The 21,237-nt window shown below is 51.4% G+C and carries 21 protein-coding genes; all 21 read right to left on the bottom strand.

Going from position 1 to position 21,237, the window contains the following annotated elements; translation table 11 throughout:
• Positions 1 to 20: 20 nt before the first annotated feature.
• The gene (locus tag BZG82_RS11860; RefSeq protein WP_077765916.1) at positions 21 to 746 is read right to left on the bottom strand and encodes an RNA polymerase sigma factor FliA; all 726 of its coding nucleotides are present in this window, start codon (positions 744 to 746) and stop codon (positions 21 to 23) included.
• The gene (locus BZG82_RS11855) at positions 739 to 1,626 is read right to left on the bottom strand and encodes a MinD/ParA family protein (RefSeq protein WP_069587159.1); all 888 of its coding nucleotides are present in this window, start codon (positions 1,624 to 1,626) and stop codon (positions 739 to 741) included. The genes BZG82_RS11860 and BZG82_RS11855 overlap by 8 nt, the downstream gene beginning before the upstream one ends.
• On the bottom strand, positions 1,619 to 3,166 hold the full coding sequence (gene flhF, locus BZG82_RS11850) for a flagellar biosynthesis protein FlhF (protein ID WP_077765915.1): 1,548 nt from the start codon (positions 3,164 to 3,166) through the stop codon (positions 1,619 to 1,621). The genes BZG82_RS11855 and flhF overlap by 8 nt, the downstream gene beginning before the upstream one ends.
• A 26-nt stretch (positions 3,167 to 3,192) precedes the next feature.
• Positions 3,193 to 5,298, bottom strand: coding sequence for a flagellar biosynthesis protein FlhA (flhA, locus tag BZG82_RS11845; RefSeq protein WP_077765914.1), 2,106 nt, complete (start codon positions 5,296 to 5,298; stop codon positions 3,193 to 3,195).
• 166 nt (positions 5,299 to 5,464) lie between these two features.
• On the bottom strand, positions 5,465 to 6,601 hold the full coding sequence (flhB, locus tag BZG82_RS11840) for a flagellar biosynthesis protein FlhB (protein WP_077479272.1): 1,137 nt from the start codon (positions 6,599 to 6,601) through the stop codon (positions 5,465 to 5,467).
• Positions 6,601 to 7,389: a flagellar biosynthetic protein FliR gene (fliR, locus tag BZG82_RS11835; RefSeq protein WP_077455504.1), complete on the bottom strand. Its 789-nt coding sequence runs from the start codon at positions 7,387 to 7,389 to the stop codon at positions 6,601 to 6,603. Before fliR ends, flhB begins: the two co-directional genes overlap by 1 nt.
• 9 nt (positions 7,390 to 7,398) lie before the next feature.
• Positions 7,399 to 7,668 (bottom strand): flagellar biosynthesis protein FliQ, encoded by a 270-nt coding sequence (fliQ, locus tag BZG82_RS11830; RefSeq protein ID WP_069587148.1) that lies wholly within the window; start codon positions 7,666 to 7,668, stop codon positions 7,399 to 7,401.
• An 11-nt stretch (positions 7,669 to 7,679) separates the two neighbouring features.
• Positions 7,680 to 8,519, bottom strand: coding sequence for a flagellar type III secretion system pore protein FliP (fliP, locus tag BZG82_RS11825; RefSeq protein ID WP_077455505.1), 840 nt, complete (start codon positions 8,517 to 8,519; stop codon positions 7,680 to 7,682).
• Entirely contained in the window at positions 8,516 to 8,899 is a 384-nt protein-coding gene (gene fliO / locus BZG82_RS11820; protein ID WP_077765913.1) for a flagellar biosynthetic protein FliO, read from the bottom strand. The genes fliP and fliO overlap by 4 nt, the downstream gene beginning before the upstream one ends.
• 8 nt (positions 8,900 to 8,907) lie before the next feature.
• On the bottom strand, positions 8,908 to 9,306 hold the full coding sequence (fliN, locus tag BZG82_RS11815; protein ID WP_069587145.1) for a flagellar motor switch protein FliN: 399 nt from the start codon (positions 9,304 to 9,306) through the stop codon (positions 8,908 to 8,910).
• Positions 9,307 to 9,322: 16 nt separating this feature from the next.
• A complete protein-coding gene (fliM, locus tag BZG82_RS11810; RefSeq protein WP_077677926.1) occupies positions 9,323 to 10,408 on the bottom strand; it encodes a flagellar motor switch protein FliM in 1,086 nt (361 codons plus the stop codon).
• A gap of 8 nt (positions 10,409 to 10,416) precedes the next feature.
• Entirely contained in the window at positions 10,417 to 10,908 is a 492-nt protein-coding gene (gene fliL / locus BZG82_RS11805; RefSeq protein WP_077765912.1) for a flagellar basal body-associated protein FliL, read from the bottom strand.
• A 32-nt stretch (positions 10,909 to 10,940) separates the two neighbouring features.
• Complete coding sequence (locus tag BZG82_RS11800) at positions 10,941 to 12,563, bottom strand: flagellar hook-length control protein FliK (protein WP_077765911.1); 1,623 nt, start codon at positions 12,561 to 12,563, stop codon at positions 10,941 to 10,943.
• Positions 12,564 to 12,657: 94 nt separating this feature from the next.
• Positions 12,658 to 13,107, bottom strand: coding sequence for a flagellar export protein FliJ (fliJ, locus tag BZG82_RS11795; protein ID WP_077765910.1), 450 nt, complete (start codon positions 13,105 to 13,107; stop codon positions 12,658 to 12,660).
• Positions 13,108 to 13,110: 3 nt separating this feature from the next.
• Positions 13,111 to 14,430 (bottom strand): flagellar protein export ATPase FliI, encoded by a 1,320-nt coding sequence (gene fliI, locus BZG82_RS11790; RefSeq protein ID WP_077479278.1) that lies wholly within the window; start codon positions 14,428 to 14,430, stop codon positions 13,111 to 13,113.
• The gene (gene fliH / locus BZG82_RS11785) at positions 14,427 to 15,416 is read right to left on the bottom strand and encodes a flagellar assembly protein FliH (RefSeq protein WP_077765909.1); all 990 of its coding nucleotides are present in this window, start codon (positions 15,414 to 15,416) and stop codon (positions 14,427 to 14,429) included. The genes fliI and fliH overlap by 4 nt, the downstream gene beginning before the upstream one ends.
• A 25-nt stretch (positions 15,417 to 15,441) precedes the next feature.
• On the bottom strand, positions 15,442 to 16,497 hold the full coding sequence (fliG, locus tag BZG82_RS11780) for a flagellar motor switch protein FliG (protein WP_069587136.1): 1,056 nt from the start codon (positions 16,495 to 16,497) through the stop codon (positions 15,442 to 15,444).
• On the bottom strand, positions 16,487 to 18,265 hold the full coding sequence (gene fliF / locus BZG82_RS11775) for a flagellar basal-body MS-ring/collar protein FliF (RefSeq protein WP_069587135.1): 1,779 nt from the start codon (positions 18,263 to 18,265) through the stop codon (positions 16,487 to 16,489). Before fliF ends, fliG begins: the two co-directional genes overlap by 11 nt.
• 15 nt (positions 18,266 to 18,280) lie before the next feature.
• Positions 18,281 to 18,592 (bottom strand): flagellar hook-basal body complex protein FliE, encoded by a 312-nt coding sequence (fliE, locus tag BZG82_RS11770; protein WP_069587134.1) that lies wholly within the window; start codon positions 18,590 to 18,592, stop codon positions 18,281 to 18,283.
• Between the two features lie 111 nt (positions 18,593 to 18,703).
• The gene (locus BZG82_RS11765) at positions 18,704 to 20,107 is read right to left on the bottom strand and encodes a sigma-54-dependent transcriptional regulator (RefSeq protein WP_077765908.1); all 1,404 of its coding nucleotides are present in this window, start codon (positions 20,105 to 20,107) and stop codon (positions 18,704 to 18,706) included.
• Positions 20,104 to 21,153 carry a sensor histidine kinase gene (locus tag BZG82_RS11760; protein ID WP_077479286.1) on the bottom strand — a complete coding sequence of 350 codons (1,050 nt, stop codon included), beginning with the start codon at positions 21,151 to 21,153 and terminating at the stop codon, positions 20,104 to 20,106. The genes BZG82_RS11765 and BZG82_RS11760 overlap by 4 nt, the downstream gene beginning before the upstream one ends.
• Positions 21,154 to 21,237: the final 84 nt, after the last annotated feature.

The following is a 21,237-nucleotide window of genomic DNA, read 5'->3' as shown; positions in this document are numbered from 1 at the left end:
TTTATTGTCGAAACTGTTACTTACTCACTATGCCAAGCGGAAAGCTTGGCTCTCAATCGTTGCGTGGCCTGACTCTGAATCTGACAGACCCGGGATTCACTCACCCCTATCACTGCCCCTATCTCTTTGAGGTTTAATTCCTCATCATAATAAAGAGATAGCACCAGTGCTTCTCTTTCGGGAAGACTTTTTATCGCCGCGGCCAATGCCGCTTTGAAATTATCTTCCGCAACATCCTGAAAGGGAAGATTGTCGTTGCGATGACTGTCGGTTGTAAATGCATCTTCGGAGACACCTAAGTCGTCCATGCCGATTAATCGGCTACAGTTAACGTCATTCAGTGCCTGATGATACTGATCTAGGCTCATATCAAGCCGTTGTGCCACTTCTACATCCGTGGGATCACGGCCTAATTCCTTTTCCAGTGAGGCAATCGCATCACTGATTGTCCTGCTTGCTTTGTGGACCGAGCGTGGCACCCAGTCACCGCGGCGCATATCATCCAGCATAGCACCGCGAATCCGAATACCGGCATAGGTTTCAAAACTTGCGCCCTTACTCGGATCATAATTTTGCTGCGCTTCAAGCAAACCTATCATGCCTGCTTGAATTAAATCTTCGACTTGTACACTCGGCGGCAAGCGCCCCATTAAGTGGTGCGCTATCCGTTTGACCAAGCTTGAGTATCGTTCGAGTACCCCTTGGCCATTATCACCCGTGCGACTATAGGTGAGCGCTTTATTCACGAATCAACTCTCCTGCGTCATCATTTTTGATCAGCAAGCGCTCAACAAAAAACTCCAGATGACCACCAGGGTTACGCGGTACTGGCCACGTCAGTGCCTTATTCGCCAGAGCGTTTAAAGCCAGCGACGCTGGCGAGCGAGGAAATGCGTCGATAACAACTTTCTGTTTTCTCACTGCTTGCCTCACTCTTTCATCCACAGGAACACATGCCACTAATTCTAGATTAGCATTTAGAAACCTTTCAGTGACTCGCGTTAATTTTGTGAACAAATCTCGCCCTTCACGGTAGCTTCTGACCATATTTGCAACGATTTTAAAGCGATTCACGCCATGTTCACGGCTTAAAATCTTGATCAGAGCATAGGCATCAGTAATTGACGTAGGCTCATCGCATACCACGACCACCACATCCTGCGCTGCGCGCGAAAAGCTCAGTACCATATCAGAGATCCCCGCAGCGGTATCTACTAAGAGTACATCAACCTCTTCTTCGAGTGTACCAAAAGCACGAATCAAACCAGCATGTTGCGCGGGCGTGAGTTCGGTCATGCCTTGCATTCCAGACGATGCTGGTACAATTTTCATACCGTGCGGCCCTTCAATGATGATGTCTTTCAGGTCACAAACACCTTGAAGCACGTGAGACAAGTTCTTGCCTGCTCGCAATCCGAGCAACACATCGACATTCGCCAAGCCAAGGTCGGCATCAAGCACCATGACTTTTTTGCCTTGGCGCGCCATAGAGGCCGCCATTCCTAGGGTGACATTTGTTTTCCCCACACCACCTTTACCGCCAGTCACTGTAATGACTTTAGTTCGTGAGGGGTTGGTTAGACGGCGAAGGCCGCTTGCTTGATCTTGCATGGTTGTCTCAATCATAAAAGTCCGCCCCATTCGACTCTGGGACATCACTGCTCCAGAAGTGATTGTGCTGATCCGCGCCTGATTCCAGCATTTCGCTGGCTTTTGACACTAAGAAGTGTCCTGTCGCTTGGCGGATATCTTCCGGCACACGTTGCCCGTCAGCTAAGTAAGCAACAGGCAGGGCATTTTCGATGGTGACACACAACAGCTCACCGAGGCTTAGAGATTCGTCCAGCTTTGTCAGCACACAGCCGGACAACGGAATACGACGAAAATGTTCAATGGTTTCTTGTAATACGCGACGTTGGGACGTCGCAGGCAAAACCAGCAAGCTGCGAATATGCGAACCACTGTTTTGCATTAATGTATCGAGCTGCTCTGAAAGGCGCAGATCGCGCTGACCCATACCGGCAGTATCAAGCAATATCAAACGTCTATGACGCAGTTGATAAAGGATGTCGGCCAGTTCATCGGCATCTTTAGCCACCTTGACCGGACAGCCAAGAATACGCCCATAAGTCGCAAGTTGTTCATGCGCCCCGATACGAAACGTATCTGTGGTGACTAATGCGATTTCTTCTGGGCCAAAGTCCATAGCTGCTCGGGCAGCAAGCTTAGCGATCGTGGTGGTTTTTCCCACTCCGGTGGGGCCTAAAAGCGCAATCACACCGCCTGTTTCAAGCATGTTTTCATCCACGGTGATGATTTGGTCAGCGACTAAATCAAGCAGCGCCTGCCACGCTTCAGTGGGGGGCGTGTCTTCTGGGATATAACACGCGAGCTGATCCGATAAGTCAGACGATAATCCCATGCGCTCCAAGCGTTTAATCAGCATGGCACGCAGCGGTTCTCTACGTTCAACCTCTTGCCACATCAAGCCTGAGAGCTGATGCTCGAGCAAGCTACGAATGGAAGCCATTTCTTGGCGCATCGCTTCAATCTCTTCATTGGACGATTGCGATGGACGCGCTTCGAACCGGGAAGGATCCAGTTTAGGCTTGCTATCCGGCTGTTGATGCTGGCGCCCAGCATCTTGCCAACTGCCACGACCATTGCTCTTCAACTCCCGACGAGGTTCATAACCTCGCCCAAGCGCCGAAGGCCGCTCAGGTTCTCTCGCATTCGAATGACGTTGAGGGTCGGGGCGAGATGACTGTTTTTGTTGTCGTTGCAACAACGCAGACAGGGAGTCGGCTTCGTTTTGAGGCGCACGGTCTGCTGGACCTGATTTATCTCGATATTCATCGAGCATGGCCGAAAAACGAGGCGGTCGATGATTGCGCGGCGCCGCTTGTTGACGTTGGCGCAATTGGACCTTGTCATCCGCGAGCTGGCGGTGTGCATTTGAGTATGCCTGCGCCGCCTGCTCTTGTGCATGAGCCTGTGGCTGCGGCTTGGCAGGAACAGGATCTGTATCGGCATCGACGGCAGCAACAATTTCCACACCACCAGTCACTTTTTTGTTAGACATGATCACCGCATCCGCACCCAGCTCTTCTTTGACTTGGCCAAGTGCAGTACGCATGTCTTTAGCAAAAAAACGTTTGATTTTCAAAGCTCTGCCCTACTCAAAAAACGGTATTAATTATTACCGACCGCATTGACGATACGAATTTGTTTCTCATCCGGCACTTCTTGATATGMCAAGACTCGTAGCGTCGGAATGGTGTTCTTCACAAATTTCGCTAAGGTCGCTCGAAGCACGCCCGACGTTAGCAACACGGCGGGCTCACCTTGCAGCTCTTGCTGCTGCGTTGCCTCGGCTAATGATGATTGCAGGCGTTCTGCTAACCCAGGCTCAATGCCTGTCGACTCACCACCAGAGGCCTGCATGGTTTTATGCAACATCTGTTCCAGCTCAGGCACTAACGTAATGACTGGCAGTTCTGGTGCAATACCATTGATTTCCTGCACGATCAGTCGACGCAGTGCAATCCGAACCGCTGCGGTGAGAATGTCGGGATCTTGACTCTTTCCAGCGTACTCGGCCATGGTCTGCACGATAGTACGGATATCTCGAATAGGAATCGCCTCACTGAGCAAGTTTTGCAATACCTTCACCAATACACTTAGTGGGATTTGGTCAGGGATCAGCCCTTCCACCAAACGCGGTACTTGTTTACCCAGCATATCGACAAGGTTTTGCGCCTCTTCGTGACCCAATAAACGCTCGGCGTTATTGGTCAGCATTTGACTCAGATGGGTCGCCAATACGGTGGCAGAGTCGACCACCGTATATCCTAACGCCTGAGCGTGCTCGCGTTGGCTCGGCTCAATCCAAACCGCTTCGAGTCCAAATGCAGGGTCTTGCGTCGGCTCGCCTTCAATCGGTCCAAACACTTGTCCTGGATTAATAGCAAGTTCATGCTCTGGACGGACTTCCGCTTCGCCCACCGCGACGCCCATCAAGGTTATCCGGTAGTTATGTGGCGGTAACTCCAGATTATCGCGAATATGAACAGGCGGAATGAGGAAGCCAAAGTCTTGAGAAAGTTTTTTACGCACGCCTTTGACGCGGTCAAGCAGTTCACCGCCTTGATCTCTATCCACCATGGGGATTAGGCGATAACCCACTTCTAGACCAATCACATCCACAGGTTGCACATCATCCCACGACAACTCTTTCGGTGTTATAGGCGCCGTCTCTGGCTGCTCAGGCTCATCTGCTTTTTGTTGTGCTTTGTGATACTGCTGGTATTTCCAATAGGCCAAGCCACCACAAATAATCGCTAACAGCAGGAATGGGATGTGAGGCATACCCGGCACAATACCCATCACGGTAAGAATACCAGTAGCAATCATCAGCGCGCGCGGGTTATCAAACAATTGGAAGACAACTTGCTGCCCCATGTCTTCATCAGTATTTTGACGCGTCACCATAATGGCGGCACCAATTGACAGCAAGAGTGACGGGATTTGCGCCACCAAGCCGTCACCAATGGTCAGCAAGGTATAAACTTCAATCGCATCAGAGAACGGGAGATCGTGCTGCCCCATCCCGATGGACAGGCCACCGACGATGTTAATCAACAGGATCAGGATACCCGCGATCGCATCCCCTTTAACGAACTTAGACGCACCATCCATAGAGCCGTAGAAGTCTGCTTCTTTGGTCACTTCTTGACGACGCGTCCGCGCTTGTTCTTGATCGATAAGCCCGGCATTTAAGTCGGCATCAATGGCCATTTGCTTACCGGGCAAGGCATCCAAGGTAAAGCGTGCACTTACTTCCGAAATCCGTCCGGCACCTTTGGTTACCACCATAAAGTTGATGATCATCAGGATAAGAAACACCACCAGACCGACGGCATAGTTGCCCCCGATCACCACCGAACCAAACGCGCCGATCACCTGACCCGCGGCATCCGGCCCTTCATGGCCATAGAGCAACACCACCCGAGTCGACGCAACGTTCAACGCCAAGCGTAATAAAGTTGCTATCAACAGCACCGTGGGAAACACGGCAAAATCTAGTGGACGACGGGTATAAATGGTGACGAGCAAAACCACCAGCGACAAGGCAATGTTGAACGAGAACATCAAGTCCAACAGCATGGGCGGAACGGGCAATACCACCATCGCGAGGGTGGCTAACACTAAAATTGGAGCCCCAACCGCGGGCATCGCACGCAAGCGGTGGTAAGGAACTTTGTCTGAGAATGGCAGCTGCCACTTGGCTTTTAGCATGTTACAAGCTCAAATCCATGATAGGTGAACGGCGGAAAAAGCGACGCGCTCGTCAAACATAAGAGGAAGTGGAGAAAGCAATATTTGCGCCAACAAACAACCTCTAAAGTGTCAGCATTTTGTCACTTCTCAGACAAAAACACGCAACCCAAAGGACAAGGGAGTACTAGTCGTGGCGCAAATCTGGCGGAATCGGCAAATAAGCATCTTCTGGGCGCGTCGGCCGACGGCCCCGGCCTTTTTTGTACTGCTTGAGCTGGAAAACATACGCCAGTACCTGTGCAACCGCCGTAAATAAACCGTCTGGAATTTGTTGTTCAAGCTCAGTGCTAAAGTACAGCGCTCGCGCTAAAGGCGGTGCAGGGACAATCGCTACATCATGCTCAGCGGCAATCTCACGAATTTTCAGTGCGGTAAAGTCAGAGCCTTTCGCGACCACCACTGGGGCGCTATCCATGTCACTGTTATACCGAAGTGCAACCGAGTAGTGCTCGGGGTTAGTCACCACGACATCGGCTTGTGGCACTTCTGCCATCATTCGTCGTTGCGCCATTTCACGCTGCAGCATACGAATTCGACCTTTGACTTCTGGGCGGCCTTCGGTTTCTTTGTACTCGTCTTTTACTTCTTGTTTGGTCATTTTTAGCTGCTCATTGTGCTGCCATATCTGAAACGGCACATCAATCGCAACCACAATTAAGAGTGAGCAACATACCAACAACACGAAGTTAAGCAGAATATCCATCGCGTGATAGAGGTTTTGCGGGAAGGTTTCAATTGTCAGTTCAAAGAACTCTTGGAGGTTGATATACACCAAGTAACTTGCCACGCCCCCAACCAGCAAGACTTTAAGAATCGATTTTAATAACTCAACCAAGCCTTGGGTGCCAAACATCCGTTTAACCCCAGCGATGGGGCTCATTTTGGATAACTTGGGGCGCGCCGCTTCCCACGAGAAGCTGATCCCACCAAGACCTGCCGACCCCGCGAGGCCGGAAAAAAACAGCAGCAACAGCACCAGTCCAAGCGGGAGGATAAGGTGTAATAGTTCGCCAACCACGACCAGCATTAACTCAGAGGTATCAAAGACTTCTGCGCGCGACAACGTAAAAAGCCGCGTCATTAGCGCCATTAACGCTTCCCCGAGCGATTGCCCAAACCACATCAAACTCACCGCCCCCAATATCAGGACAGCGACGGACGCCAGTTCTCTTGAGCGCGGTACTTGGCCTTTCTCCCGCGCCTGCTCCCGCCTTCGGGGTGTGGCGTCTTCTGTTCTTTCTTGGCCGTCACTCTCTGCCATCAGTTAGGCTCACAGTTAATGCGAATCAAAGAGCAAACTTGGTTAAGCCCAGTCTGCCAGTGGTTATCGTAATGCGTCAAAATACCGAACAGTAAATACCAACTGATCAGCAAGCCCATCAACAATGCAAATGCAAAGCCAAGAGAGAAAATGTTCAGTTGGGGAGCGGCGCGTGTCATGACCCCGAACGATAGGTTAACAATCAAGAGCGCGATAATGCCCGCCAATGACATGCTTAACGCGACCTGGAACATAATACCGAACCAATCCGCAAGGCTGCGGTAATCGGCTGCACCAATCATCTCGCCAATGGGGAGCGTTTTAAAACTCATAACCACTAAATTAAGCATCTGCAAATGCCCATCGGTGGCAAGAAAGAGCATGACTGCCAAGAACAAATAGAATTGCCCGAGTAAGGGAGTGTTTTGACCATTGGCGGGGTCCACCATAGAGGCAAAACCCAAACTGGATTGCATACCGAGGATTTGTCCCAATACCACAAAGGTTTGGGTAATAAATTGCGTGACCATCCCCATGGCAACGCCAATCACGATTTGCTGAGCCAACACCACAAATCCCGCAAAGGACACCAATTCAATCTCTTCTGGCACCGCAGGGAGTGCTGGCATCACCGCAAAGGTAATCGCCAGCGATAGATATAAGCGAATGCGCACTGGCACAAAGCGTGCGCCAAAAAACGTCATCGCCATCATCATCGAGGAGATGCGAGTGAACGGCCAAAAATAATTGGCCATCCACGACAAGATAACAGAGGCGGGATATTCCATGATATCGCCCTAGTAAAGCAGGGTCGGGATCTCTTCCACCAAGCGGTAGAAGTACTCCATCAACATACGCGTCATCCAATGGCCGAAAAACATCAGGGCCACAAAGGTGGCGATCAAACGCGGTAAAAAGCTCAGTGTTTGCTCGTTGATTGAAGTCGCCGCTTGGAAAATCGCCACAATCAAGCCGACCAACAAACCCGGTACCACAATCGCCGACACCAGCAGTAGCACCAAATACAAGGCATCTTGAAATAGTTCAACAAATGCTTCCGGGGCCATCATTGCCTCCTTTAGCCAAAACTACCCGCTAAGGTAGAAAGAATGAGGTTCCACCCATCAACCAAGACAAATAACATCAGCTTAAATGGCAAGGAGACGATCATCGGCGAGAGCATCATCATACCCATTGCCATCAAGACAGAGGCCACCACCAAATCAATCACCAAAAACGGCAAAAACAGCATAAAGCCAATTTGGAAAGCCGTTTTCAACTCTGAAGTCACAAACGCAGGGATGAGTACCGTCATCGGGACTTGCTCTGGCTCACTGACTTGCGCACCCGACATATTCACAAAGGTCTCAAGATCTTTGACGCGTGTCTGTCTCAACATAAACTCGCGCAACGGCACTTGCACGCGGTCGAATGCGTCTCGCGCCGTTATTTGTTCATTGATGTAGGGTTGAATGGCATCCGTGTTCATGCGATCGATCACCGGAGACATAATAAACAGCGTCAAGAACAAAGCGATCCCGATGATGACTTGGTTTGACGGCGTTTGCTGTAGTCCCATGGCCTGCCGCAAAATCGCCATCACCACCACAATTCGAGTAAATGACGTCATCAAGATCACGATGGCGGGCAAAAAGCCCAGCGCAGTCATCAGAGCGAGGATCTGCAATGTCACCGAGTAGTCTTCACTGCCATCAGGATTGACGCGCATCGTCACAGCAGGGATCCCGCCTCCGGTGTTGCGACTTGTCTGCAGTCGCACCGCCTCACCGGCCTCATCAATCGATTCGGTGGTAATGGTTTCTTGTGCTGGCGTTGCTTCTTGTTGGGCAAACGTGGCAGGTGAAAACAGTGACACCCACACAAAAAGCCAAGCCGCAAGTAACGTTTTGATAGTCATTTTCGATTCAACAGTTGGCCGAGTTGCTCAGCAAATCTCGTATTCGGTGCTGGCGCATTTGACGACGTCGGCATGGGCGAATCCAGCGCTTTTAGCAACCGAATATTGGTGGCTGTCACGCCGATCACGAGCTGCTCGCCATTGATATCGACCACTAAAATACGCTCTTTTTGCCCAACGGCCAGTTGGCTGATGATACGAATGCCATTGGCTTGCCCAGCCATGCCTGGCAACTTTAATCGTCTCAATAACCACGCCAGCGCAAAAATAAGCGCAAGCACCAATGTCAGTGATACCAACATGGTCGCGATACTAATATCAGGCGCCGCGGCCCATACAGGCAGCGGCGCAAACAACAAGCCTCCCAAAAGCCGACGCATGATTTTCCTTATCGTAACTTCTTAATTCGCTCAGTTTGGCTGATCACATCCGTCAACCGAATACCAAACTTATCGTTCACCACAACCACTTCGCCATGCGCAATTAAGGTGCCATTCACCAGCACATCAAGCGATTCCCCTGCTAATCGATCTAGCTCGACCACAGAGCCTTGGTTTAATTGCAGCAAATTACGAATATTAATTTGTGTGCGCCCGACTTCCATCGATATGGTCACAGGGATATCGAGAATGGCATCCAGCTTACGTTGCTCTTCTGGGCCAATTTTCTGTTCACTGTCGTCCGTCAGCTCTTCTAATGGTGCCGCTTGCACTTCATCAGAGCCTTCCACTTCTGACTGTTCGGCCAGGGCGGCAGCCCAATCATCATCTACATCATTTTGATCCATGACGTCTCACCCCTGTTTACTGGTTTTGATTACTGGTATCACTGCCACCTTTACCATCAATCGGTAAATCTTCTTCTAAGTCGTCAAGCAACTCCGGCTTGTCGTGAAGCAGTGAAATATCTGATTTAGCCATATCTGGCCGTTTCAATTTTTCAACAATTTTGAGTGCTAGCTTATCGTTAGACTGACCCATTTTGGCACGATAGGTCGGCAAATCTTCAATAAAGACTGTACACGCGTCTGGCATATCGACAGGGATCACGTCCCCTTTTTGCAACTCCATCAAATCGCGTAATGACAGCGTGGTATCTAACAGCTTGGCGCTGAGCTCGACATTAACGTCCAAGATTTCATCGCGTAATGCTTTACTCCAACGTACATCCGTGTCCATTTTGTCACTTTGGACACCCGCATCTAGCAACTCACGAATCGGCTCTAGCATGGAGTACGGCATAACCATGTGGCAATCACCACCGCCGCCGTCAAGCTCGATATGGAACGAGCTCACCACAATCACTTCTGTAGGGCTAACAATGTTGGCCATCGCCGGGTTTACCTCTGAGTCGAGGTATTCAAAGGCCACTTCCATCACCGGCGCCCACGCGTCTTTATAATCTTCAAACACGAGCTTGAGCAGCATTTGGATCACGCGTCGCTCGGTCGGAGTAAATTCACGCCCTTCAATCCGAGCATGAAAACGCCCGTCGCCACCAAAGAAGTTTTCCACCAAGATGAAGACTAATCGTGCTTCCATGGTGATAAGCCCGGTCCCTTTTAATGGCCGGAAACGCACCATGTTTAAGCTCGTCGGGACATAGAGCGTGTTTTGGTACTCGCCAAATTTCATCATCTGCACGCCGTTAATCGATACTTCGGCGGTTTTACGCAGCATGTTAAACAAACTAATGCGCATGTGACGCGCAAAGCGCTCATTGATAAGTTCAAGCGTCGGCATGCGACCGCGCACAATACGGTCTTGCGAAGAGAAATCAAACCCTACCGCACCGCCTTCGCCGGCTTCGGGCTCGTTATCATCCTCTTCGACGTCATCAACACCGTGAAGGAGCGCATCAATTTCGTCTTGGCTGAGTAGGTCGGTCACGTCATCACCTATTGCATCACAAAACCGGTAAACAGGACCCGTTCTACCACAGGTTCACCGGTGACTTTAATCAAGGCCGCACGCACATTCTCGGCCGCTTGCCGCCTCACTTCGAGTTGGCCTTGCGGTGTACGCAATTGCTCAGCGGTTGCCGCCCCAAAGGTATTCAACAGCGCGTGCTCCACCAAGGGCAAATTTTCTTTGGCAAGCGCTTCCATTTCATTGCCTCGCACCAGCAGCTGAGCCTTAACTTGAACGAGACGTTGCTGCTCGTCGCCCGTCACATTGAACACAAACGGGCGTGGTAAGGTGACATAAATCGCTGGCAGTGACATTGCTTGCTCTTCAAGCACAATATCGTCTTGGCTGTCATCTCCTCCAGATAAGAAGAAAAACGCTGCACCACCGACCACTAACAGCAGCAACACAGCTGCAGCGATAATGATGATCAGCTTTTTCTTTCCATCTTCAGGCGCTTCTGGATTGTTATCATCGGCCATCGTTATTCGTGCTCCTCATCTTTACACCCACATCAAGCGTAATAGTCAACCGCTCTATCGCTATGTGAAACCTGTATGGTTTGGCTGGTTAATACCTCGTCAACACCGTCATCGAGCCCCGGCATCCCGGATGCAGCCCCACTCGATTGGCCTGCGCCGCTTTGTTGCTGCTGCCCCGATGCCATTTGTTGGGCACCACTGTCTTGCTGTTGGACCGAGCCTTGGGCTAATTGTAGCCCTTGCTGCTGTAACATTTCACGCAAACGCGGCATCGCTTGTTCGACGAGATCGCGTGCTTGATGGTTGGCCACGGTAATGTGCACAGTCGCTTGGTCATTGTTGATACCCAGCTTAATTTGCATCCGGCCTAATTCAGGTGGATCAAGGCGAATATCAACCTGTTTCAAATTTTTCGACAGCATTACATTAACGCGCTCACTGAGTGCCGCGCCCGCTTCTGCAGGCGATTGTCCCATGGGTAAGGGGGCTTGAGCATTTTGTGCCGCTTGCATATCTTGACGCGCAGTATGTGCTTGCGCCGATGGTGTTCCTAAGCTAGCCGCTAACTGTTGCATCAGTGTATCGGAGCGTGTCGACCCACTACCATCCACTCCCGCTGCTTTATCCGCGTTTGCCGCCTTCTCAGTCATGGCTTTTACCGCAGCTTTGCTCAACCCTGCCGCTTGCGCCTGCTGACTGGCTAGCGCATTCGCGCCCGCCTGTCCTAATTGAGCGGTCAACGATGAAGAGACCTTACTGCTGCTCTCCCCATCACCGGCATGCAATTGATAAGTCGCTTGATTAGCTTGACGCTGCTTGTCCAGATTGTCTGCCGAACGCGCAGCCAACGCTGCGGCGATATCTTTAGCCACAACCGACTCTTTACCCTTTTTTTCAGTTTCATCCGCGCCGGCTTTGGCCTCGGCCCAAGGGATCGATGCCGACGCGAGCTTCATCGCTTTGTCTGGCTGTGCAGATGCCGACCCTTGTTCGTCACTGCTGAGGCTGGTCCCGCTGCGCGCCTGTTGATTAGCTCTCACTTGCGCTACCAGTGCTGCCAACTGATCGGGCGACAATTGCGCCAGCGCCTGTTCTGGATCGACATCATCAGGAAGCTGCCGTGACAACGTCTCTAACAGTGCTTCTCGCGAGACCTTTTGCGCTTGGGCATGCTCGTGCATCTGTTTCTGCAATGATGCTAACGCTTTGTCGTTTAAAGCTTTGTCATTTAACGCCTCTTTGTCGGCGCCTGTCATGTTGTCAGCATTGGCCATTAATTCACTACCCGCTTTGATAGGCAAATCTTTGCCATTCAGCGTCGCGGCAGCTTGATTCAAGCGTGCAAGCAGTGCTTCCCCTTCCTCCATCGCGGTCATATCGGCAATTTGGGCCATTTCTTCTTCACTGAACATGCCATCTGCCAGCATGGCCTCTGCATCGATCATTTGGCCATCAACCAGTAAGGTTTTGCCATCCGCCATCAGCTCAATGGGCAACTCGCCCTCCGCGCCATCTTGTTGAAGCGTTTGCCGTAATGTCGCTAGAAAGCCCGCTTCTGGCGACGCCTTAGCTTGTCCAGCTGAAGGCTGACCCTCGCTTGGCGTTGGCGCGATGTTGGCAGATAAATTAGAAAGCGTCAGGTTAGACTGCGTCATAGGTCTCTCATCATTACCGTGTAAATCACCTGTTCGCGAGGCGAATACTCGCTCGTCGTGGTAATGACAAAGCAATTATCGCGCCATTATAAGATTAAGAGAAGGGGGAAGGACGACGGCGAGCAATAATCGCTGCCATTTCATCCATTTGGCGCTGCTCTTGATAGCGTTCTCGCTCCGCTTGCTCACGTTCACGCTTTTCAATTAGCCACTCTATCGATTGCCGATACTGCCGCGCTTGCTGCCAGGTTTGTTGGCAGTTATCGAGATGCTCTTTAAACTGATGTTCAGCATCTCGCTGTTTTACCAGGGTTTCATCCAGCTGGACAATGAATTTGTTTAAGTGGCCAAATGCACTGGCCGATAAGCCTTGCTGGCCGCGGTCACTCATTTGCCGACAATACTCCAAGCGGTACTGCTCGATTTGCTCCAGCTGACGATAGTAATTATCCAAAGATTGCTGCGCCGCGACAACGGCAAGCTGCGCCTGCTTTTCATCCTCTTGGGCTTTATCCAACAGCAGTGTCAGTGCATGATCAGCCATCGATTACCCCTGCAAGGTTGAGCGTAACATGTTGACGCACATATCAAAGGGGACCACTTCTTTCATGCCTTGCTGCAAATACCCATCCAATCGCGGCTTAATACTAAATGCTTGGTCAACCGCTGCATCTGAGCCTGGCTTGTACGCGCCGATTGAGACCAAGTCTTGATTTTTTCGGCAAACGGACAACACTTGCCGCACCGCTTTAGACATCAGAATTTGCTCTTCACTGGTGATGTTTGGCATCACACGGCTGACCGAACGCTCAACATCAATCGCAGGATAATGCCCACTGTCAGCCAATTCGCGCGATAACACGATATGCCCGTCAAGAATGGCGCGGGCCGCATCTGCAATCGGATCTTGTAAGTCATCGCCTTCTGTGAGTACAGTGAAAAACGCCGTGATAGAGCCTTGCCCAACCGCGCCATTACCGGCACGTTCAACCAACGAAGGCAAACGCGCAAAAACCGACGGCGGATACCCTTTGGTGGCCGGTGGCTCACCAACCGATAAAGCGATTTCACGCTGCGCTTGCGCAAAACGAGTCAAAGAGTCCATTAACAAGAGCACATCGAGCCCTAGATCGCGAAAATATTCGGCAATGGTCAACGCAGTTTGGCACCCTTTGAGGCGCATCAGTGGTGACGCATCGGCAGGAGCTGCAACCACCACGGCACGCGCGCGTCCTTCCTCTCCGAGGATATCGTCAATAAACTCTTTGACTTCGCGACCACGCTCGCCAATGAGCCCCACCACAACCACTTGTGCGGTCGTGCCTCGTGTCATCATGCCAAGCGTGACAGACTTACCTACCCCCGAGCCTGCAAACAAGCCGATACGTTGCCCTTTGCCGACGGTTAAAAGGCCATTAATCGCCTTAATGCCGACATCCAAAGGTTCACGAATCGGCTGGCGCGCCAAGGGGTTGATTGGCGTCCCTTCTAAGCTGGCACGCTTATCAGTATAGATATCGCCCTTTCCATCCAAAGGGTTGCCCATACCGTCGATCACTCGGCCGAGTAATTCCATCCCCACCGCCAAATGACCTCGCTCTGCCAGCGGCGTCACACGTGCACCAGGAAGCACACCAGACACTTGCTCATTGGGCATCAGATAAAGTAGCTCACCGGCGAAACCAACCACTTCGGCCTCAATAGTGCCATTAAGGGTATCGACCGAGCAGACAGAGCCAATCGGCGCGCGACAGCCAATGGCCTCAAGTGTCAATCCCACCATACGGACCAATTTCCCCGATGCGACGGGTTTGGGGGCGAGATTGTCAACTTGCCAGTGCTTGAGTCGCTCTGCCAATGCACTCATGACTCACCTTTGTCCTGATCCACTGATGCGTTTTGCTCAGCCGAAGGTGCTTGCTCATCCTGTGAGCTAGCTTGAGAATCGAGCTCTGACGACGCATGCTCTTGCGGCGCGTCCGCTTCCTGTTGCGCGTGGTCACGCATGGTTTGCTCAGATTCTGTCACAGGATCCGTTTGTTGGTGCGCAGCGTCCGACGGGCGCGCTTGGTTTTTACCATGAAACTCTCGTAACAAGGTGTCCACACGCTCGGCAAGACGGTAATCCACCACCGAGTCTTTCGCTTTTACGTACACATCGCCACGAGACAGTGCTGGCTCGGATTGTAACGTCCAATCGCGCGCGGCAAGGGTATCTGGCCCGTACGCCTCACTGACTAGCGCGTGATCATCTGGGTGTAGGGAGACAGTAACGGGGTGATCAGCAATCGGCAGTGCCTCGATGGCGGCGCGTAAGGTTTGTAAGATCACGTGCGGATTAGTCTGCACTTCGACGCCAATCAGAGATTTAGTCAACGCTTGCACCATCAATAGCAACTGCTGCTCGACATCTTCATTGACCTTTTCGAGCGGGTGCGTGAGCTGATTTAAAATTCTATCTAGATGCTGGCAGCGCTCCTCGATCAGGGCTTGCCCAGCGGCGACACCTTCGTCAAAGCCTGCTTTTTTACCTTCTTCGTGGCCTTTCTCGCGCCCCTCTTCAAGACCCGCTTCTAACCCCTCACGATGACCAAGCTGCTTGCCCTCTTCATAGCCCTCATCGTAGCCTTGTTGACGAATCGCTTCGAGTGCATCCGCGGTTAAGGGTTCAGGCGCCAGCTCCGACTCTTCTGGTTCCGGTTCGGGCTCCGGCTCCCAACTCGGATCATAGTTGAGTGCGGTTTCTTTGGGTAAAGACTGCTTGTCGCCGTAAGGAGGCAATTCCCAACGGTCAATGGTTTCAGTCTGTGCCTCGTCAGCACGAATGTAGCCACGACGCTTATCTAGGCTCATGATTTACCTCTGATACGTGAATGGCCTAAACGAACTCGTCGCCGCCGCCACCAGTAAGCATGATTTCACCCGCATCCGCGAGACGGCGCGCGATAGACAGGATCTCTTTCTGAGCCCCTTCTACATCTGAAACACGGATCGGTCCCATGGCTTCGATATCGTCTTGCAGCATTTCTGCCGCACGCTTAGACATGTTGCGGTAGATTTTCTCACGCAGATTATCTTCCGCACCTTTAAGCGCTTTTTGCAAGACTTCTTGCGGCACGTCACGCAGCATAGTTTGAATACCGCGATCGTCGACATCGATAAGGTTGTCGAATACGAACATCAGATCTTGGATTTGCGAGGCCATCTCTTCGTCTTGATCGCGAATCGAGTCCATCAACACGCCTTCAATACTGTTGTCCATGTAGTTCATGATCTCGGCTGCGGCCTTCAAGCCACCAATTTTGGCAGCTTGCGCCCCCGCTTGGCCAGCGAACTGTTTCTCCATGATTTCATTCAACTCGTGCAATGCAGCAGGCTGAACTTCTTCGAGGTTGGCAATCCGCATCATCAGATCTAACCGGTCACGTTCAACAAACTGTGAGAGGATCTCCGCGGAATGCTCGGGGTCGAGATACGAAAGTACAATGGTCTGTATCTGCGGGTGCTCGTTGATAATGATGCTCGCCACTTGACGCGGATCCATCCACTTGAGTGAATCCAAGCCTTTCGAGCCACTGCCAAGCAAAATCTGATCGACCAAGTTGTTGGCTTTGTCTTCACCCAGCGCGGCTACCAACGCATTACGAACAAAGTCTTCACTGCCCATCCCAATCGAGGTGTATTTTTGGATTTCCTCGAGAAAGGCGCGGTGAACAGCGGCCACTTTATCGGAGTTAAGGTCAGTCATTGAGGTCATGGCCGCACCGACGCGTTGCACCTGCTTTGGCTCAAGGTGGCGAATAATACTCGCCGCATCTTGCTCACTCAGGCTCAACAACAAAATTGCTGCCTTTTCAATACCACTCAATGAGTTGACATCAAAGCTGGTACCCGGTTGCTCTTCACCGCCGGTTGTCGCGACTTCATTTGCCATCTTGCATTACCCAGTTCTTCACAGCTTGTGCGGCTAGGTCTGGCTCGTTCGCCACCAATGCCCGCACCGCTTTCAACAAATCTTCATCTTTGTGTAAGTTTGGCAAGGACACATCCGATGATGACATCGCAAAGTTACTTGAGCCATCAAGCTCCGAACCAATCAGGCCAATGTCATCACCGTCAGGGGAGATGGGCAAGCCATCGGGTCCCAAGATCTCGCCATTGGGTCCGACGGTATTGCCATCCTCGTCGAGCGCTGGGTACAACAGTTTTTTCATGGCTGGGCGGATAAGCACTAAGATAACCACGATAATCACCAATGCCGCAGCCATCCAGCGCACCCAGTCGTTGAAGTTTGGATGCTCCCAAATCGGCACATCCATCGCCATATCTTGTTCAGGCTCAACAAAGGGCACTGCGATGACTTCAATCACGTCCCCACGCGCTTCACTGAAACCGACCCCACCCATCAACAAACGACGAATTTTTGCGATTTCATCATCGGTCAGTGGGGTTTTCACCACATCACCAGTTTCCGGATCCACACTTTGCTTAAAGTTGACCGCGACCGAGACGGTCTGGCGGTCAATAATGCCAGACTGTGCACGACGGTGGCGGATGGTAGTGTCCAATTCAAAGTTTCGCGTGGCTTCACGACTGACCGAGCCCGTGTCTCCTGCGCCACCATTTTTCAAATCTTGAACGTCTTCAGGAATCGATGCATCCGCCGGTGGCTGATTACTTAACGCTCCCGGGATCCCTGCGACCATATCACTACTATTGTAGTCTTCACGGGTGTACTCACTGCGCGTGGCGGGCGTATTGGGATTAAATTGCTTTTGAGTTTCTTCTAGCGAACTAAAGTCCATCGACACATCGACTTGCGAGGTATAGTTACCCAAACCCAATACTGGGATGAGAATAGAATCGATTTTGTCGCGTAACTGGCGCTCTTGCTTACGCTCAAGCTCATATTCTTTGCGGCGTGCTGCCGTGGCAGGATCTTCACTCCCCGAGTTCAACAAACGTCCATGCTGATCGGTTACCGTTACACGGGTCGGTTTCAGGGATGGGACGGCAGAGGCAACCATATCGACAATCGAGTCCACCTCTTCTTGTCCGAGTGTATTCGCGCCGCCAAGCGTGAGAAATACAGTTGCTGAGGCTTCTTGATTGTGACGCACAAACACGCTTTGCTTTGGCATCGCCAGCAGTACGCGCGCTTTGCGGACATGACGGACTTCTTCAATCGCGGCAGCAAGTTGACGTTCGCGGCTCAATTTTAAGCGCTCGCGCTCCAGTTGTTGTGAGACGCCAAATCCCATGTCATTAAGAAGAATATCATCGCCTTCAGCGGTCGCGGTGTTTAACCCCGCCCGGGTCAGTCCCAAACGAATCGATGAGTATTCATCCGCAGGGACACGAATCGTATTGCCATCTAGCTGATAATTAATCTTTTCTTGATCGAGGTGATCAAGCACCGGAATTAGCTCCTCGGTTTCATACGAGCCCAGTGGACGCATTTCGGGTTCTTGAACCCAGAAAAACAGCATCATAATCAACGCGACGCAGATAGCGACCGCTAACACGAGGATCATTTGACGTACCATGTCCAAGTCGCCGAATAGCGAGTCAGACTTGGCAGACTGCTCTAACGCATCCGGGTCTTGTACGTCTTGATCCATCTCTGGCCCAAGCTCTGTGGAGGGCAATGCTGCCGCCCCTTCGGAGACTGCCAGATCGGTGTTTTGATTCTCTTCAGCCACTGGTTAATTCCTACATTACACTGGCATATTCATCAGTTCTTTGTACGCTTCAACCAGCTTGTTGCGGGTTTGAACCGTTGCATCGAATGCTACACTCGACTTATTACGTGCGATCATCACATCCGACAAACTGACACTGCGGTCGCCTTCATCAAAGCGCGTGGCAAGTTCACCCGATGTTTTTTGTAATCCGTTAACATGGTTGATGGCGCTGGCCAGCATATCGCCAAATTCTTGGCTCACTTGTTGGCCCGTCGCAGGTTGCGACACGTTTTTCGCGGCCACCGCCATGGCTTGCATCTCTTGGGTCAGGGCATTGGCTTTCATCGTCGATCCTTACTGTGTCAATTTTTTGTCAACTTGGTCAGAATTTATCCGCCATGACAGCTAACTTGCAACTTTGAGGCCACGTTGGCAAAGGCCTCACATCCTAGGGAGTTAGCTTGGAATTTCAATCCCAGCATCACGCATTTTGGCTAATTTATAACGCAATGTTCGCGGACTGATCCCTAACCGCTCCGCCACTTCTTTGCGGCGACCTTCACAGGCGCGAATAGTGTCTAGAATGATAGCAAACTCTTGATCCCGCAGCTCATTCCCCAATCCAGCATTACCGTTTATCGTTGGATCGGAAAAGGATGCCGCTGACGTTGCAACCGATGGTGCCACCGGCTGGCTATCCATCACTCGGTGCTGTAAGCCGGATGCATCATGCCAATCATGGCCTTCTAGCAAAATATCACTCGCTTGAATAACGGCATTGCTCGCTAGAATCAAAGCGCGCTGCATCACGTTGTCGAGCTCACGGACGTTGCCGGGCCATGGATAGTGGAGTAGCTTCTGCTCTGCATCTTGACTTAACGTAGGACACGGCATGCCTTGTTTTTGACAGTGGCGTGACAACAAATGACTCGCCAGTGGGATAATATCGCCGGGCCTGTCTGTGAGTGCTGGCCAGGTAATAGGAAAGACGTTTAACCGATAATACAGATCTTCTCGGAAATGCCCTTCGCCCACATACTCTTTGAGATCGCGGTTACTGGTAGCCAATACACGGACATCCAGTTGAATGCTTTTACGGCCCCCTAAGCGTTCAACTTCACGCTCTTGAAGTACCCGCAATAACTTAGCTTGGAGACCCAAATCCATTTCGCTAATTTCATCCAACAAAATGGTGCCACCTTGAGCTTGCTCAAATTTCCCTGGGCAAGCTTGTACGGCGCCAGTAAATGCACCCTTCTCGTAACCAAACAGTGTCGCTTCCAGCATGTTTTCTGGAATGGCAGCGCAGTTAATCGCCACAAAAGGCGCCGCCACGCGCGCAGAATGATCGTGGATATATCGCGCCATCACTTCTTTACCCGAGCCTGACGGCCCCAAGATCATTACATTGGCATCGGTCGCTGCCACTTTGTCGGCCAACGCCATCAATGCAACACTTTTAGGATCCGCGACAATGGCGTCCGAGCTGTCCGCTTTAACCGGAGCATAACGGCTGACCATGTTGAGTAGCACTTCAGGCGCGAAAGGCTTGGCCATATAGTCAATCGCCCCTTCTTTCATCGCGGCCACTGCATCTTCAATGTTGGCGTAGGCTGTCATCAATAACACCGGTAAATTCGGGGTGTTATTTTTGATGGTTCGCAGCAGAGCGAGCCCGTCCATTCCGGCCATTTGGACATCGGAAACGACAATATCGACCGCCTCTGATTTTAAGGTCAGCAAGGCTTGCTCAGCACTATCGGCCTCAATCCAGTGATATCCGGCAAGGGCAAGCGTATCGACGAGGGCCTCACGCAAACCTTCGTCATCTTCGACGATCAGGACAGTTGTTTGGCTCATTGTGTTTCTCCTACGCTATCACTGCTTTGTGCAGCAGGGGTGTCTGCCAACGGCAAGCACAGTGTAAAACAGGCGCCTTGACCCGGCTCTGACTGAAGCGTCAAGGTGCCTTTATGGGCATGGCAAACCATTTGAACAACGGCAAGCCCTAACCCCGTCCCTTGCTGGCGGGTGGTAAAAAAGGGCTCTAGCACTTTCGCCTGAAGCTCAGGCGCGATACCCGGGCCATTATCGGCTACCGATAACAAGAGACTGTTCTCATGCGTGCGCGCATCGACCACGACTTGGCACGCCTTTCCCGCAACCTGAATAGCATTTACCACTAAGTTACTCAGTGCGCTCGCTAAGGCATTCACATTTCCCAGCAAGGTCACGCTTTCGTCATCACTATTGATGGCAAAATCAACATTTTTCCCTTGAACGACCGCGTCCACCATAGGCTCAAACTCATTAAAAAGCTGCTCAACCGTAAACCGATCAACCACTTTGTTATCGCCCCCTTTAGCAAACAACAGCATGTCATTCACTTGCTTCTCGAGATCGTGCAGCCTATCGAGCAACTTCAACTGGAAACGCTGTCGGGTGGCTTCATTCAGGTTGGGCGCACCTAAATTCGCCGCATATAACATGGCGCTGGATAACGGTGTTCGCACCTGATGTGCCAAGGAAGCCACCATTCTCCCTAAGGATGATAGCCGCTGTAGCTCACTGACCCGTGATTGCAGCAAGCGCGTCTCTGTCATATCGGTAATCAAGATCAATTGGCCAGAATCTGATGCCGATATAGCAAGCTTTACACGGCGACCATCTTTTAACGACACCTCATGCCCATCATCATCACGCGGAGAGAAGGCGCGTTGGATCACGTCAAACCAACGTTCTTGCGTGAGTGGTTCACCCAACAAGCGACGTGCCTCTGGATTGGCTTCTGCCACTCGGCCGTTTGAATCAAGCAAGATCACACCAGCAGGCATGACATCCAATACTTGTTTATAACGCGTAACTTGTTGATCCACTGATCCCAGTGGCGACGATTGGCTTTCCATCTCGGTAATACACGATTTGATAAAGGTTTTATCCAATTAAGCAGGGATTATGCCATAAAAATAGTTATTTATATCATGCAATTA

Origin of the sequence: Salinivibrio sp. PR5 (assembly GCF_001996085.1) — a bacterium.
GTDB classification, from domain to species: Bacteria; Pseudomonadota; Gammaproteobacteria; order Enterobacterales; family Vibrionaceae; genus Salinivibrio; species Salinivibrio proteolyticus.
This window is presented reverse-complemented; position numbering and strand designations above follow the sequence as displayed.